The following is a 15,133-nucleotide window of genomic DNA, read 5'->3' as shown; positions in this document are numbered from 1 at the left end:
CAATTGTTGTCGAGCGCTGGTGTCAGGCTGCATGATTGGCGCAGTCCTGTCGGTGATTCGGCAGTTGTGAATTCTTCAAGCGATGCACCGAACGCCATGAGCCAAGACGACAAACTGATCGACCTCAGCACTGAACGCGCCAAGCGTGTGCATGACCTCAACGAGAAACGCCTGAACGAAGTGCGCAAGGCCTTCGAGCAGGCGATGCCGTTGGGAAAAGCTCAGAAAAAGTCGAAAAAGAAACCGAAAAAGCGTTGATCTCCCGCTGCATCCTTTGATGCAGGTCAGTTATTTTCCCGCCTTTGCCGTCTGAGTTGACCGGACTTGATCCTGGTCAATTTCTGCGCCTGCGTGATTGGTTAACTTAGCTCCATCGCAGCAAAGCAGGGGCCAGGAGGCCACAGTCATGTTTTTCGATAACGTGGTGTTTGCCGGGGTTCTGACCGTTGGGCTCATGGTTCTGTTTTTTGCAGGGTTTGGATTTTTTATCTGGAAGGATGCGAATAAGCGCAAGAAGCCTTAGTCCTTCTGGGTTTGATGAGCACGCAAGGCATTTTGGGCAACTTCGGTTGCCCTTTTTTTTGTGTCTTGGCGGCCTTTGGGCCGACCATGCTTTGGGTGTTCTTTGTGAATATCCGTATTTTTGGTAACGGCTTCCTATGGTTCCGCCCTTACGGCGGCTCACTTTTTCAAACGCCAAAAAGTAAGCAAAAGGCTTGGCCCCGGCGTTCGGCCCTCGCCGTGGCTCGGGTTCCTTCGTTACGGGGTTCATCCGGGGGCATCGTCTACGGTTTGCTTCGCTGCACCTCCTCTCGATGTGTTTGGCTGCGCCAAACGGTCGCTGCGCTCCCACCCCCGGATAAACCCCTCCACTCAGCCTGCCGAAGGGGCCGGTACGGCAAGATCAAGAGCTGCAGCCGAGCTAACGCTCATCCTGTTGAGTGGTGAGAAGCGGATGCGGTTTGCTGTTGATTTGTGTGGGAGCTGCGGTGCGACGATTCGACTTGCCAGCGATGGCGGCCTGACAGCCGACCAGTCTCCAACTGAACGCACCCAATCCAACTGTAGGAGTGAGCCTGCTCGCGATGGCGGCCTGACAGCCGACCAGTCTCTAACTGAATACACCCAATACCATGTAGGAGCTGCCGAAGGCTGCGATCTTTTGATCTGCTTTGGCTTTGGCTTTGGCTTTTGATGTGGTTTTTGACCTTCAGCCCCTTCGGCAGGCCGTACGCCGGGGCACAGCCTTTTGGGTTATTTTTTCGCTGGGCCGGCATTCCGGCGTTTGGAAAAAGTGACTCGCTGTAAGAGCGAAACCCGCCAGCAGCAACCCCCGCAGCAACGGATATGCTCATAAATCCAAACCCAAAAAAAAGGCGCGATCCTTAAGAATCGCGCCTTTCTCATGTGCTGCGGTTTATCAACTACCCAACGCCTTCGACGCCAGCCAGAACAAACCAGCCGACAGCGCCACCGTCGCCGGCAGGGTCAGGACCCAGGCCAGCAGAATGGTGCGCACGGTGCCACCTTGCAGGCCGCTCTTGTTAGCAACCATGGTGCCGGCCACGCCCGAGGACAGGACGTGGGTGGTGGACACTGGCAGGCTGAAGATGTTGGCCAGGCCGATCATGCTCGCGGCAGTGATCTGGGCCGACATGCCTTGGGCATAGGTCATGCCTTGCTTGCCGATCTTCTCGCCGATGGTCAGCACTACGCGTTTCCAGCCGATCATGGTGCCCAGGCCCAGCGCCAGCGCCACTGCCAGAATCACCCAGAACGGGGCGTATTCGGTGGTGGTGGTCAGGTCTTTGCGCAGTTTGTCCAGGTCAGCCTTTTCGCGGGCTTCAACGCCTGGCAGCTTGGCGACTTTCTTCGCGGTGTCGTCCAGGCACAGCAGGTAGCGACGCACTTCGATGCGGCTTTCAGCCGGCAGCGAGTGGTAGTCCGAGACCCCTTTGAGCGTGTGCAGCAGGGCGGAAATGGTCGGTTCGGTCTGCTGCGGGTTGCAGCGGAATTTCTCCGGCAGGTCGCCTTCTACGCTCTTGCCCAGGGCCAGAAACTCGCCGAGGGTCGCGGAGTTGCGCTGGTAGAACTGGCTCAGGTGCAGGGTCGCATCGCGGGTGCGTTCGATCTGGTAGGTGGTGCTGTTCAGGTCGAGGACGAACTGCGCCGGCACGATACCGATCAGCACCAGCATGATCAGGCCGATGCCTTTCTGACCATCGTTGGAACCGTGCACGAAGCTCATGGCCATGGCCGACATCACCAGCACCAGGCGATTCCAGAACGGCGGGTGCTTCTTGTCGTCGATCTTGCGGCGCTGTTCCGGCGTCTTGTGCATCTTCGACAGCGGGCGCCACCATTTCAGGCCGATCAGCACCAGGGCCGCGACCAGGAAACCGGCCATTGGCGAGAACACCAGCGAGGCGCCGATGTCGATCGCTTTCTGCCAGTTCACGCCGTCGCCCAGCGGAATGTCGTTGATCAGGGCGTTGGCCAGGCCAACACCGAGGATCGAGCCGATCAGGGTGTGCGAACTCGACGCCGGGATACCGAAGTACCAGGTGCCCAGGTTCCAGGCGATAGCTGCGGCGAGCAACGAGAACACCATCGCCAGGCCATGGCCGGTGTTCACATTGATCAGCAGTTCCACCGGCAGCAGGTGAACAATGGCATACGCCACGCCAACGCCGCCCAGCAACACGCCGAGGAAATTGAACACACCGGAGAAGAACACCGCCAGGTGAGGCGGCATGGCTTTGGTGTAGATAACAGTGGCTACCGCGTTAGCGGTGTCATGAAATCCATTGATGAACTCGAAGGCGAGGACAAACGTCAGGGCGAGCAAGAGGCTCACAAGCACCCAAGCATCCAGTCCGCTGAATAAATCGATCATGAAGGTTTTCTGACCCGGTCATAAGGGGGCGCGATTATGCCAGAAAAGACTGGAAATCGATCCCCTACCTGCTCATCGGTTGCCCACTTCAACGAATTAAATTGTTGCAAGGTGCAATGGCCGAGTGTTTTGCAGGGTTTTACAACTGCTTGATTCGCCTGAAAAAATACCGCGCAGGCAAGGGTTTTGCCGGGTTCGGAGACGGCTCAAACGCTTGTGTGAAATATCTCTGAAACCTGTACGACACGCTCCATTACCGTGCAGGACGGGGGGAGGTGGCCGCTGCCCGCGGGTAGCGGGCGCGCAAGGCATCGTCGCATCACCGCGCTTGTAACCGGTGCCGACGCAAACCCTCGAAAAACTCAGAATTGTCCGTTCATGGCTCTTCGGTTTTGAGTTCTTCTTCCATTTTTTTCAGTTCTTGCTGGAAAACCTGATCCTGGACAGTCGGGCGTTTACGCCATGCCTTGCGTTCCGGTTCGGGTTGAGCGGCGTAGGTGGTGACTTCCCCGCCGTAAACTTCCTTGTAACGTTGTTCCTGGCGCTCAAGTTCCGCGCGCAGTTCGTCTTTCGTCACAGTGCTACCTGTTTGAGTTGAGATAAATGTCTGGTGAAACGCACTGCAACGAATCGATTGAGCGGGTCCACCGACAGGTAATACCCGGACGGGCATTGGTGTTATCGGCAGGGCGATCAAGACTTCCATGTTGCAGGCGGCTACGGCACCAGATTAAAACTGACGCAGCATCAGTTTCCTGTTTCAGCGAGTGCTGGCGTTGCATGAGTCATGCGCGTCAGCGCTGGCCGGGGCTGTCGGCGATTGGCATCGCTTCGGCGGGTGGCGGTCTCGGCGAATAAAACCGGGCGCCACTGAAATGCATTATAGCGGTCGATTCGGGAATGACTATCTTTGCCAAGTTAAAAACGGTTCCGGATGTGTGATTGTTTTGTGACTGACGTTTTTTATCGATAGTTGCAGTCGCGCCGGATGTTTATTGGCCGAGTGTTGAGTTTCTGGCGTCATTAAGTCGAACAACTAAGCGATCGATCCAGCGGCTCGACAAGTTGAAAAAACATTCTCTGCAGGCCGGACAGTGCCGGCGAGGGCGATTGCGATAATCGGTCGACGGTTCGATAATCGCCCAATCTTGGCATCCCGGCCCTTGTGCATCGGCCGGCGAGCCGTTTGTATAGCCATTGATCCGTGCCGGAAAAAAGGACAAGAAATGAACGATCAAATGCGCAACTCCTTCACCTCCGTGGCGCCGCCGATCGTCGCTTCGCCGGCCAAGCGGATTCAGGCGCTGACGGGCGATCCGGATTTCATGACCTCGCTGGCCCGTGGTCTCGCGGTGGTGCAAGCGTTTCAAGAGCGCAAACGCCATTTGACCATCGCCCAGATCAGCCATCGTACGGAGATTCCCCGCGCCGCCGTGCGCCGGTGCCTGCACACCCTGATCAAACTGGGTTACGCCACTACTGATGGCCGCACCTATTCGTTGCTGCCCAAAGTGCTGACCCTCGGCCACGCGTATCTGTCTTCGACGCCTCTGGCGGTTTCGGCCCAGCCGTACCTCGACCGGATGAGCGAGCAGTTGCACGAGGCCTGCAACATGGCGACGCTTGAAGGCGACGACATTCTTTATATCGCCCGTTCGGCGACCACGCAGCGGCTGATCTCGGTGGACCTGTCGGTGGGCGGGCGTTTGCCGGCCTATTGCACATCGATGGGCCGCATCCTGCTGGCGGCGCTGGATGACACTTCGCTGGGCGAATACCTCGACCATGCCGAACTGGTGGCCAAGACCAGCCGCACCCTGCACACCCCGCAAGCGTTGCTCGAGTGCCTGCAGGAAGTGCGGCAGCAGGGCTGGTGCATCGTCGATCAGGAACTCGAACAAGGCCTGCGTTCGATTGCGGTGCCGGTCTACGATGCGTCGGGCCAGGTGGTCGCGGCGCTCAACGTCAGCACCCACGCCGGTCGCGTCAGCCGCACCGAGCTGGAGCAGCGCTTCCTGCCGGGCCTGCTCAGCGCCAGCCGCGACCTCAGCGCGCAGTTGTTCGCCTGATGAAGCTGTTCGATAAACGCACAGTGTTGCGTTTATCGAATTGACGCTAAAACCCTTCGCTCATTAATGTCGCGGCAGCGTCATCCGGCGTATGTGAATGAGCCTGCCGGATTGTCGACTCCCATAATAATGACAAGAGGCAACTCACCATGCGCATGCTCCCCGACTGTCTCAGCCCCATTCCCTGTTGCCGGATTCACCGCAACGCCTGATCCCGATCTTCTATTCTTGTGACCGTGCCGCGCTTTGGCCGGCCGCCGTTCGACTGCGTTTTTTGCGTGGAATAAAAATAATGAACCAGCCTCAGTCCGCTGTAGGTAACTGCCTCGACGTGCAGACCTTCATCAATGCCCAACCGATCTCGCGCTATCAATGGCGGGTGGTGATCCTGTGTTTCCTGATTGTATTTCTCGACGGCCTCGACACCGCCGCGATGGGTTTTATCGCCCCGGCCTTGTCCCAGGATTGGGGCATCGACCGCGCCAGTCTCGGCCCGGTGATGAGTGCTGCGCTGATCGGCATGGTCTTCGGCGCGCTGGGCTCCGGCCCTCTGGCTGACCGCTTCGGGCGCAAAGTCGTACTGGTCGGCGCCGTCCTGTTGTTTGGCGCCTTCAGTCTGGCCTCGGCGTACAGCACCAACGTCGAGCAACTGCTGGTGCTGCGTTTCCTCACCGGTCTCGGGCTGGGCGCGGGCATGCCCAACGCCACCACGCTGCTGTCGGAATACACCCCGGAGCGCAAGAAGTCGTTGCTGGTGACCAGCATGTTCTGCGGCTTCAACCTCGGCATGGCCGGTGGCGGCTTCATTTCGGCGAAGCTGATCCCGGCGTTCGGCTGGCACAGCCTGCTGCTGATCGGCGGGGTTCTGCCGCTGATCCTCGCGGTGGTGCTGCTGTTCTGGCTGCCGGAATCGGCGCGTTATCTGGTGGTGCGCAATCGCGGCACCGACAAAGTCCGCAAGACCTTGTCGCCGATCGATCCGGTCGCCGTGGCCCAGGCTTCGAGCTTCAGCGTGCCGGAGCAGAAAACCGTCAAGGCGCGTAACGTGTTCGCGGTGATCTTCTCCGGCACCTACAGCGCCGGCACCTTGTTGCTGTGGCTGACTTACTTCATGGGCCTGGTCATCGTGTATCTGCTGACCAGTTGGCTGCCAACCCTGATGCGTGACAGCGGCGCGAGCATGGAGCAGGCGGCGTTCATCGGTGCGCTGTTCCAGTTCGGCGGGGTGTTGAGCGCGGTCGCGGTGGGCTGGGCGATGGACCGCTTCAATCCGCACAAGGTCATCGGCACGTTCTACTTGCTGGCCGGGGTGTTTGCCTACGCGGTGGGGCAGAGTCTGGGCAACATCACCTTGCTCGCGACCCTGGTGCTGGTGGCGGGGATGTGTGTCAACGGCGCGCAATCGGCGATGCCGTCGCTCGCGGCGCGGTTTTATCCGACTCAGGGCCGGGCGACCGGTGTTTCGTGGATGCTCGGGATCGGCCGCTTCGGCGCGATTCTCGGGGCGTGGATGGGCGCCACATTGCTGGGCCTGGGCTGGAACTTCGAGCAAGTGCTGACGGCGCTGGTGATTCCGGCGGCATTGGCGACCACGGCGGTGGTGATTAAAGGCATGGTCAGTCATGCGGATGCGACCTGATATTTCGATGTAAAGCGAAAAGATCGCAGCCTTCGGCAGCTCCTACATGTGAACGCGTAACCCTGTAGGAGCTGCCGCAGGCTGCGATCTTTTTGCTGACAACGCGGAACGATAGGTAGACAACAATCTGTTCGATAAACGAACACTCAGTCGATTATCGGATTGTTTGGCGATTTTCAGCGGCTTAATCTGCAGTGACTCCGGCGCTGAACCTCGCGCCTTTTTATCACTGGCGATTCACTACAAAAACGGGAGCCTGCTCCATGGCTGAGATCCTTTCGCTGCACGACGCGGTGAAGCAATTCGTCAACGACGGCGACACCGTCGCGCTCGAAGGCTTCACTCACCTGATCCCTACGGCGGCAGGTCATGAAATCATTCGTCAGGGCAAGAAAGATCTGACCCTGGTGCGGATGACGCCTGACCTGATCTACGACCAACTGATCGGTGCCGGTTGTGCACGCAAGCTGATCTTTTCCTGGGGCGGCAACCCGGGTGTGGGTTCGCTGCACCGTCTGCGCGATGCGGTCGAGAAGCAATGGCCGCATGCGCTGGAAATCGAAGAACACAGCCACGCTGACCTCGCCAACGCCTACGTCGCCGGCGCGTCCGGCCTGCCTTTCGCCGTGCTGCGGGCCTACGCCGGCTCTGACCTGCCGAAGGTCAATCCGCTGATCAAGTCCGTCACCTGTCCGTTCACCGGTGAAGTGCTGGCGGCGGTGCCGTCGGTGCGTCCGGACGTCACCGTGATCCATGCGCAGAAAGCCGACCGTCAGGGCAACGTGCTGCTGTGGGGCATTCTCGGGGTGCAGAAAGAAGCGGCGCTGGCCGCCAAGCGCTGCATCGTCACCGTCGAGGAGATCGTCGACAACCTCAACGCACCGATGAACGCCTGCGTGCTGCCGACCTGGGCCTTGAGCGCGGTCTGCCACGTACCCGGCGGCGCGCACCCGTCCTACGCCCACGGTTACACCGAGCGCGACAATCGCTTCTATCAGGCGTGGGATCCGATCGCTCGCGACCGTGAGACGTTTACCGCGTGGATCAACGAATACATCCATGGCTGCGCTGACTTCAGCGAGTTCCAGGCCAAGTTGGCCGCTGCTTCGGAGGCCAAGTAATGACTTACACCACCAATGAAATGATGACCGTCGCGGCGGCCCGTCGCCTGAAGAACGGCTCGGTGTGCTTCGTCGGCATCGGTCTGCCGTCGAAAGCCGCCAACCTCGCGCGCCTGACTTCATCGCCGGACGTGGTGCTGATTTACGAATCCGGCCCGATTGGCGCCAAGCCAAGCGTGCTGCCGCTGTCGATCGGTGACGGCGAACTGGCGGAAACCGCTGACACGGTCGTCCCCACCGGTGAGATTTTTCGTTACTGGCTGCAGGGCGGACGCATCGACGTCGGTTTTCTCGGCGCCGCGCAGGTCGACCGTTTCGGCAACATCAACACCACCGTGGTCGGCGACTATCACGCGCCGAAAGTGCGTCTACCGGGTGCCGGTGGCGCGCCGGAAATCGCCGGTTCGGCGAAAAGCGTGCTGATCATCCTCAAACAGTCGGCGCGGTCGTTCGTCGACAAGCTCGACTTCATTACCTCGGTCGGTCACGGCGAGGGCGGCGATTCGCGCAAACGTCTGGGCCTGCCGGGCGCCGGTCCGGTCGGGATCATCACCGATCTGTGCATCATGGAGCCGGAAGCAGGCACCCACGAATTCGTGGTCACTGCGCTGCACCCGGGCGTGACCCGCGAGCAAGTGGTTGCCGCCACCGGTTGGGCAATCCGTTTTGCCGATGAAGTAGCCACCACCGCTGAACCGACGGAAGTCGAGTTGACCGCACTGCGCGATCTCGAAGCGCGCACTGCCGCGGCCCACGGCCAGGCACCGGGAGAAGCATGATGCGTGACGTGTATATCTGCGACGCGATTCGTACCCCCATCGGCCGGTTCGGCGGTGGTTTGTCCGCCGTGCGCGCCGACGATCTGGCCGCTGTGCCGATCAAGGCACTGATGGAACGCAATCCCTCGGTGGACTGGAACGCGATCGACGAAGTGTTCCTCGGCTGCGCCAACCAGGCCGGCGAAGACAACCGCAACGTGGCGCGCATGGCGCTGCTGCTGGCCGGCCTGCCGGAAACCGTCCCGGGCGTGACCCTCAACCGTCTCTGCGCTTCGGGCATGGACGCGATCGGTACCGCATTCCGTGCGATTGCCAGTGGCGAGATGGAGCTGGCGATTGCCGGCGGCGTCGAGTCGATGTCCCGCGCGCCGTTCGTGATGGGCAAGGCGGATGCCGCGTTTTCGCGCAACATGAAACTGGAAGACACCACCATCGGCTGGCGCTTTATCAATCCGTTGATGAAAGCCCAGTACGGCGTCGACGCGATGCCGCAGACCGCCGATAACGTCGCCGACGACTATAAAGTGTCGCGCGCCGATCAGGACGCCTTTGCCCTGCGCAGCCAGCAACGCACTGCCGCCGCGCAGGCCGCCGGCTACTTCGCCGAGGAAATCGTCGAAGTGCGCATCGCCCACAAGAAGGGCGAAACCGTGGTCAGCCAGGACGAACATCCACGCGCCGACACCACGATTGAAGCTCTGAGCAAATTGAAACCGGTCAACGGCGCGGACAAGACCGTCACCGCCGGCAATGCCTCGGGGGTCAACGACGGTGCTGCGGCGCTGATTCTCGCTTCGGCTGAAGCGGTGAAAAAACACGGCCTGACCGCCCGCGCCAAAGTGCTCGGCATGGCCAGCGCCGGGGTTGCGCCACGCGTGATGGGCATCGGCCCGGTGCCCGCGGTGCGCAAGCTCATCGAACGCCTCGGCGTGGCGGTCAGCGATTTCGATGTGATCGAACTCAACGAAGCTTTCGCCAGCCAAGGCCTGGCGGTGCTGCGTGAATTGGGTCTGGCCGACGACGCGGCGCAGGTCAATCCGAACGGTGGCGCGATTGCTTTGGGTCACCCGTTGGGCATGAGCGGCGCGCGCCTGGTGCTGACCGCGCTGCATCAGCTGGAAAAGACCGGCGGCAAGAAAGGTCTGGCGACCATGTGCGTCGGTGTCGGCCAAGGTCTGGCCCTGGCCATCGAACGCGTCTGACGCAAGCCGTGACGACTAAGAACAGAGGAAAGCGAAATGACTGACAAGCCTGGCTACCGTCGTCCGCAGGAAGGCACCCAGCCTGAGTACCTGCACCCGACGTATCAATCCACCAACCTGCGCTCGCCGTCCAAGCCGTTGGTGTTTCTGCCGCATTCGTTGTCGGAGATCACCGGCCCGACCATCGGTGCGGAACGCGTCGCCGAGAAAGACAATGACCTGACCGCCCAGCACGACGGCGAGCCGTTGGGCGAGCGGATCATCATTCACGGCCGTGTGCTCGACGAAAACGGTCTGCCGGTGCCGGGGATTCTGGTGGAGATCTGGCAGGCCAACGCCGCCGGCCGCTACAACCACAAGCGTGACCTGCACGACGCGCCGCTGGACCAGAACTTCACCGGCACCGGCCGCACCGTGACCGACGCCGACGGCTGGTATCAGTTCCAGACCATCAAGCCCGGCGCCTATCCGTGGGGCAACCACCACAACGCGTGGCGCCCGGCGCACATCCATTTTTCGCTGTTCGGGCCGAGCATCCTCACCCGTCTGGTGACACAGATGTACTTCCCCGGCGATCCGCTGCTGGCCTACGACCCGATCTACAACTGCGTGCCGGACACGTCCGCCAAGGAACGTCTGATCGCCGCTTTCGATCTGGAAAAAACCATTCCGTCCTACGCCCTCGGCTATCGCTGGGACATCGTCTTGCGCGGCCGCGACGCCACGCCGATGGAGAAATAAGATGACGCTGACTGCCACCACGTCCCACACCGTCGGGCCGTACTACCACATCGGCCTGACCTGGCTGAACCGCGAAAACCTCGCGGTCGAACAAACCCTCGGCGAGCGCGTGGCGATCACCGGCCAAGTCGTTGACGGCAATGGCGATGTGGTCAACGACGCCATGCTCGAAGTCTGGCAGGCCAACGCCGCCGGCAAGTACGCGCACCCGGAAGACGAGCAGGACAAACCGCTGGACCCGCATTTCGAAGGTTTCGGCCGGGTGCCGGTGGACGCTGAAGGGCGTTTCCGTTTCACCACGATCAAGCCGGGCACGGTCGAAGGCCTGAAGGGCTCGACCCAGGCGCCGCATCTGGTGGTGCTGGTGTTTGCCCGTGGCCTGGTCAAGCACTTGCTGACGCGCATCTACTTTGAAGGCGAACCGGCGAATGTGAATGATCCGCTGCTGGAATGCGTACCAGCCGAGCGTCGCGGGACGTTGCTGGCGAAGCCGGATGCGGCGGGGGTGTATCAGTGGAATGTGATTTTGCAGGGTACTGAGGCGGAGACAGTGTTCTTCGATTACTGAGGAACACCACCAATCCCTGTAGGAGTGAGCCTGCTCGCGATCGCGGTGTGTCAGATTTAAATGGTCTGAATGACGCACCGCCATCGCGAGCAGGCTCACTCCTACAAGAGAACGGTGTTGCTGATCCAATGTGGAACGGGACTGTTGCGAAGTGTGTCTAGACTCTCACCTGTCCCTTCAGAGTAAAAAACAATGACAACTACCACCGCTCATTACACCGGCGAAGAGCGCAGCAAGCGCATCTTCGCCATTGTCGGTGCCTCGTCCGGCAACCTGGTCGAATGGTTCGACTTCTATGTCTACGCCTTTTGCGCGATCTATTTCGCCCCGGCGTTTTTCCCTTCCGACAACCCCACGGTGCAACTGGTCAACACGGCCGGGGTGTTCGCCGCCGGGTTCCTGATGCGCCCGATTGGGGGCTGGATTTTCGGGCGGCTGGCGGACAAGAAGGGCCGCAAGACTTCGATGATGATTTCGGTGCTGATGATGTGCTTCGGCTCGCTGCTCATCGCTTGCTTGCCGACGTATGCCAGCATCGGTGTCTGGGCGCCGCTGCTGTTGCTGTTCGCGCGTCTGCTGCAAGGCTTGTCGGTAGGTGGCGAGTACGGCACCACTGCGACCTACATGAGTGAAGTCGCGCTCAAGGGGCAGCGCGGGTTCTTCGCCTCGTTCCAGTACGTGACCCTGATCGGCGGGCAACTGCTGGCGGTGTCGCTGGTGGTGATCCTGCAGCAGTTCCTCAGCGAAGACGAACTGCGCGCTTACGGCTGGCGGATTCCGTTTGTGGTCGGTGCGGTGGCGGCGGTGATTTCGCTGTTCCTGCGCCGTTCGTTGAAAGAAACCACCAGCAAGGAAATGCGCGAGAACAAGGACGCCGGCAGCATCCGTGCGCTGTTCCGCGATCACAAAGCGGCGTTCATCACCGTGCTCGGTTACACCGCCGGCGGCTCGCTGATTTTCTACACCTTTACCACCTACATGCAGAAATACCTGGTGAACACCGCCGGCATGCACGCCAAGACCGCCAGCTACATCATGACCGGCGCGCTGTTCCTGTATATGTGCATGCAGCCGCTGTTCGGCATGCTTGCCGACAAGATCGGCCGACGTAATTCGATGCTCTGGTTCGGTGCGCTTGGCACGTTGTTCACGGTGCCGATCCTGTTGAGCCTGAAAAGCATCAGCAGCCCGATCCTGGCCTTTGTACTGATCACCGTGGCGCTGGCGATCGTCAGTTTCTACACCTCGATCAGCGGCCTGGTGAAAGCCGAAATGTTCCCGCCGGAAGTCCGCGCCCTCGGCGTCGGTCTGGCTTACGCGGTGGCCAACGCGATCTTCGGCGGTTCGGCCGAATACGTGGCCCTGAGCCTGAAGGCCGGAGGCATGGAAAACGCTTTCTACTGGTACGTAACGGTGATGATGGCGGTGGCGTTCCTGTTCAGCCTGCGCCTGCCGAAACAGGCGGCGTACTTGCATCACGATCTGTAAACCCTGTGCGCGGGCCGCGTTGGCCCGCGCCGGCAAGGACTGTTTATGACTCAGCGACCGGGCAATCAATTGTTCGATGCCTACTTCACTGCCCGCGATATGCGCCAAGTGTTCTGCGATCAGGGCCGGGTGCAAGCGATGCTCGACTTCGAAGCGGCGCTGGCCCGGGCCGAGGCGCGGGTCGGGGTGATTCCGGCGTCCGCCGTTGCCCCGATAGCCAGCGCATGCGACGCCAGCCTGTATGACTTCGCGGCGCTCGGTGAAGCCATTGCCACGGCGGGCAATTCGGCGATTCCACTGGTCAAGGCGCTCGGCAAGCAGATTGCTGCGACCGATGCCGAGGCCGAGCGTTATGTGCATCTGGGCGCCACCAGTCAGGACGTGATGGATTCCGGGCTGGTCCTGCAATTGCGTCAGGCCCTGGCGTTGATCGAGCGCGATCTGGCAGACCTCGCCGATTCGCTCGCCACGCAAGCCAAACGTCATGCGGCGACGCCACTGGCCGGACGCACCTGGCTGCAACACGCGACGCCGGTGACCCTCGGGATGAAAATCGCCGGTTGGCTCGGCGCGGTGACCCGCAGCCGTCAGCGTTTGCGTGAACTCAAGCCACGGCTGCTGGTGCTGCAGTTTGGCGGTGCGTCCGGCACGCTGGCGGCGCTCGGCGAGCAAGCCTTGCCGATCGCCCAGGCCCTGGCCGAAGAACTGCAACTGACGCTGCCCGAGCAACCGTGGCACACCCAGCGTGACCGCATCGTCGAGTTCGGTGCAGTCCTCGGGTTGATCGCCGGCAGCCTCGGCAAATTGGGGCGCGATGTCAGTCTGTTGATGCAGACCGAAGCGGCGGAAGTGTTCGAGCCGTCGGCGCCGGGCAAGGGCGGTTCGTCGACCATGCCGCACAAGCGCAATCCGGTCGGCGCGGCGGTATTGATTGGCGCGGCGACCCGGGTCCCGGGGCTGGTCTCGACGCTGTTCAGCGCCATGCCTCAGGAGCACGAACGCAGCCTTGGCTTGTGGCATGCCGAATGGGAAACCCTGCCGGAAATCTGCTGCCTGGTGTCCGGTGCGCTGCAACAGGCGCGCCTGCTGGCCGATGGTCTGGAAGTCGATGCCGAACGCATGGCGCGCAATCTCCAATTGACCCAAGGGCTGGTGCTGGCCGAAGCGGTGAGCATCGTCCTCGCCCAGCGCGTCGGGCGCGACACCGCGCATCACTTGCTCGAACAATGCTGCAAACGCGCGGTGGCCGAGCAACGCCATCTGCGCGCGGTACTCGGCGACGAGCCGCAAGTGATTGCCGAACTGAGCAGCGCTGAACTGGATCATCTGCTCGACCCCGCGCATTACCTCGGCCAGGCGCACGTCTGGGTCGAGCGCGCAGTGGCCGAACACAACGCTTTGACTGTCTGAAGGAGAGGGCTGTGGCTTTCGTTCAACTCGCCGATGGCGAACTGCACTATCAATTGGATGGGCCGGCCGAGGCGCCGGTGCTGGTGCTGTCCAACTCGCTGGGCACCGATCTGCACATGTGGGACGCGCAGATGCCGGCGTTCACCGAACAATTCCGGGTGCTGCGTTTCGACACCCGCGGTCACGGCCAGTCGTTGGTGACACCAGGCCCGTACAGCATCGAGCAACTGGGCCGGGATGTGCTCGGCTTGCTCGATGCGTTGCACATCGAACACGCGCATTTCTGCGGATTGTCGATGGGCGGTCTGATCGGTCAGTGGCTGGGGATCAATGCCGGTCACCGTCTGCACAAACTGATCGTGTGCAACACCGCCGCGAAGATCGGCGACCCGTCGGTGTGGAATCCGCGCATCGAAACCGTGTTGCGCGACGGCCCGGCGGCGATGGTTGCGCTGCGCGATGCGTCGATTGCCCGTTGGTTTACCCCGGACTTTTCGGCGGCCAATCCCGCCGCCGCGAAGAAGATTACCGACATGCTCGCGGCGACTTCGCCTGAAGGTTATGCGGCCAATTGCGCGGCGGTGCGTGATGCCGATTTCCGTGAGCAACTGGCCTCGATCAACCTGCCGCTACTGGTGATCGCCGGCACTGAAGACGCGGTGACGCCACCGTCCGGCGGGCATTTCATTCAGGAGCATGTGCGCGGTGCCGAGTACGCCGAGTTCTATGCCGCGCACCTGTCCAACGTGCAGGCCGGCGCCGATTTCAGCGATCGTGTGTTGGCGTTTTTGAACGCTCATTGAGGGAAAGTCTGTGGACGAGAAACAACGTTACGACGAAGGCCTGCAAGTCCGCCGCGCGGTACTGGGCGATGCCCACGTCGATCGCAGCCTGAATGCGCTGACCGAGTTCAACTCGGAGTTCCAGGAGATGATCACCCGCCACGCCTGGGGCGACATCTGGACCCGCCCAGGCCTTCCGCGGCACACCCGCAGCCTGATCACCATCGCCATGCTGATCGGGATGAACCGCGAGGCCGAGCTGAAACTGCATTTGCGCGCCGCGGCGAACAACGGCGTGAGCCGGGGCGAAATCAAGGAAGTGATCATGCAGAGTGCGATTTATTGCGGGATTCCGGCGGCGAATGCGACGTTTCATCTGGCCGAATCGGTGTGGGATGAGCTGGGTGTCGAATCCCGGGAGTGAACAATGGATTCAAC

At 61.2% G+C, this 15,133-nt stretch carries 15 protein-coding genes; 13 read left to right on the top strand and 2 right to left on the bottom strand.

The annotated features are described in order from the left end of the window. Positions 1–96 precede the first annotated feature (96 nt). A complete protein-coding gene (locus HBN98_RS02275; RefSeq protein WP_099093330.1) occupies positions 97–258 on the top strand; it encodes a hypothetical protein in 162 nt (53 codons plus the stop codon). A gap of 148 nt (positions 259–406) precedes the next feature. Further along, positions 407–523 (top strand): cytochrome c oxidase subunit CcoM, encoded by a 117-nt coding sequence (gene ccoM, locus HBN98_RS28045; protein WP_007959205.1) that lies wholly within the window; start codon positions 407–409, stop codon positions 521–523. 897 nt (positions 524–1,420) lie between these two features. Here the strand turns inward: ccoM and HBN98_RS02270 are convergent. After that, the gene (locus tag HBN98_RS02270; protein WP_064586358.1) at positions 1,421–2,896 is read right to left on the bottom strand and encodes an inorganic phosphate transporter; all 1,476 of its coding nucleotides are present in this window, start codon (positions 2,894–2,896) and stop codon (positions 1,421–1,423) included. 376 nt (positions 2,897–3,272) lie between these two features. After that, positions 3,273–3,473 carry a hypothetical protein gene (locus HBN98_RS02265; RefSeq protein ID WP_003222398.1) on the bottom strand — a complete coding sequence of 67 codons (201 nt, stop codon included), beginning with the start codon at positions 3,471–3,473 and terminating at the stop codon, positions 3,273–3,275. Between the two features lie 649 nt (positions 3,474–4,122). Here HBN98_RS02265 and pcaR point away from each other — a divergent pair. The 11 genes from pcaR (at position 4,123) to pcaC (ending at position 15,119) form a co-directional block, all read left to right on the top strand. Further along, entirely contained in the window at positions 4,123–4,965 is an 843-nt protein-coding gene (gene pcaR, locus HBN98_RS02260; protein WP_064586359.1) for a pca regulon transcriptional regulator PcaR, read from the top strand. 292 nt (positions 4,966–5,257) lie between these two features. Beyond that, positions 5,258–6,604, top strand: a complete 1,347-nt coding sequence (gene pcaK / locus HBN98_RS02255) for a 4-hydroxybenzoate transporter PcaK (protein ID WP_083366793.1) — start codon at positions 5,258–5,260, stop codon at positions 6,602–6,604. Between the two features lie 263 nt (positions 6,605–6,867). After that, complete coding sequence (locus HBN98_RS02250; RefSeq protein WP_003222404.1) at positions 6,868–7,725, top strand: CoA transferase subunit A; 858 nt, start codon at positions 6,868–6,870, stop codon at positions 7,723–7,725. Next, entirely contained in the window at positions 7,725–8,504 is a 780-nt protein-coding gene (locus HBN98_RS02245) for a CoA-transferase subunit beta (protein ID WP_083366792.1), read from the top strand. The genes HBN98_RS02250 and HBN98_RS02245 overlap by 1 nt, the downstream gene beginning before the upstream one ends. Next, positions 8,501–9,706: a 3-oxoadipyl-CoA thiolase gene (pcaF, locus tag HBN98_RS02240; protein ID WP_169841118.1), complete on the top strand. Its 1,206-nt coding sequence runs from the start codon at positions 8,501–8,503 to the stop codon at positions 9,704–9,706. The genes HBN98_RS02245 and pcaF overlap by 4 nt, the downstream gene beginning before the upstream one ends. Positions 9,707–9,742: 36 nt before the next feature. Then, a complete protein-coding gene (gene pcaH / locus HBN98_RS02235; protein WP_083366791.1) occupies positions 9,743–10,447 on the top strand; it encodes a protocatechuate 3,4-dioxygenase subunit beta in 705 nt (234 codons plus the stop codon). Position 10,448: 1 nt separating this feature from the next. Then, on the top strand, positions 10,449–11,015 hold the full coding sequence (pcaG, locus tag HBN98_RS02230; protein ID WP_083366790.1) for a protocatechuate 3,4-dioxygenase subunit alpha: 567 nt from the start codon (positions 10,449–10,451) through the stop codon (positions 11,013–11,015). Between the two features lie 192 nt (positions 11,016–11,207). Continuing rightward, the gene (locus tag HBN98_RS02225) at positions 11,208–12,503 is read left to right on the top strand and encodes an MFS family transporter (protein WP_041070509.1); all 1,296 of its coding nucleotides are present in this window, start codon (positions 11,208–11,210) and stop codon (positions 12,501–12,503) included. Between the two features lie 45 nt (positions 12,504–12,548). After that, positions 12,549–13,913, top strand: coding sequence for a 3-carboxy-cis,cis-muconate cycloisomerase (locus HBN98_RS02220; RefSeq protein ID WP_083366789.1), 1,365 nt, complete (start codon positions 12,549–12,551; stop codon positions 13,911–13,913). 11 nt (positions 13,914–13,924) lie between these two features. After that, positions 13,925–14,716, top strand: a complete 792-nt coding sequence (gene pcaD / locus HBN98_RS02215; protein WP_083366788.1) for a 3-oxoadipate enol-lactonase — start codon at positions 13,925–13,927, stop codon at positions 14,714–14,716. Positions 14,717–14,726: 10 nt separating this feature from the next. Next, on the top strand, positions 14,727–15,119 hold the full coding sequence (gene pcaC, locus HBN98_RS02210; RefSeq protein WP_003222417.1) for a 4-carboxymuconolactone decarboxylase: 393 nt from the start codon (positions 14,727–14,729) through the stop codon (positions 15,117–15,119). The last annotated feature ends 14 nt before the right edge of the window (positions 15,120–15,133 follow it).

Origin of the sequence: Pseudomonas koreensis, from assembly GCF_012986595.1 — a bacterium.
Lineage (GTDB): Bacteria > Pseudomonadota > Gammaproteobacteria > Pseudomonadales > Pseudomonadaceae > Aquipseudomonas > Aquipseudomonas koreensis.
This window is presented reverse-complemented; position numbering and strand designations above follow the sequence as displayed.

Bases quoted from the DNA above. Each gene is read 5' to 3' on its own strand.
- HBN98_RS02275 (WP_099093330.1), top strand. From the start codon at position 97: ATGAGCCAAGACGACAAACTGATCGACCTCAGCACTGAACGCGCCAAG.
- ccoM (WP_007959205.1), top strand. From the start codon at position 407: ATGTTTTTCGATAACGTGGTGTTTGCCGGGGTTCTGACCGTTGGGCTC.
- HBN98_RS02270 (WP_064586358.1), bottom strand. From the start codon at position 2,896: ATGATCGATTTATTCAGCGGACTGGATGCTTGGGTGCTTGTGAGCCTC.
- pcaR (WP_064586359.1), top strand. From the start codon at position 4,123: ATGAACGATCAAATGCGCAACTCCTTCACCTCCGTGGCGCCGCCGATC.
- pcaK (WP_083366793.1), top strand. From the start codon at position 5,258: ATGAACCAGCCTCAGTCCGCTGTAGGTAACTGCCTCGACGTGCAGACC.
- HBN98_RS02250 (WP_003222404.1), top strand. From the start codon at position 6,868: ATGGCTGAGATCCTTTCGCTGCACGACGCGGTGAAGCAATTCGTCAAC.
- HBN98_RS02245 (WP_083366792.1), top strand. From the start codon at position 7,725: ATGACTTACACCACCAATGAAATGATGACCGTCGCGGCGGCCCGTCGC.
- pcaF (WP_169841118.1), top strand. From the start codon at position 8,501: ATGATGCGTGACGTGTATATCTGCGACGCGATTCGTACCCCCATCGGC.
- pcaH (WP_083366791.1), top strand. From the start codon at position 9,743: ATGACTGACAAGCCTGGCTACCGTCGTCCGCAGGAAGGCACCCAGCCT.
- pcaG (WP_083366790.1), top strand. From the start codon at position 10,449: ATGACGCTGACTGCCACCACGTCCCACACCGTCGGGCCGTACTACCAC.
- HBN98_RS02225 (WP_041070509.1), top strand. From the start codon at position 11,208: ATGACAACTACCACCGCTCATTACACCGGCGAAGAGCGCAGCAAGCGC.
- HBN98_RS02220 (WP_083366789.1), top strand. From the start codon at position 12,549: ATGACTCAGCGACCGGGCAATCAATTGTTCGATGCCTACTTCACTGCC.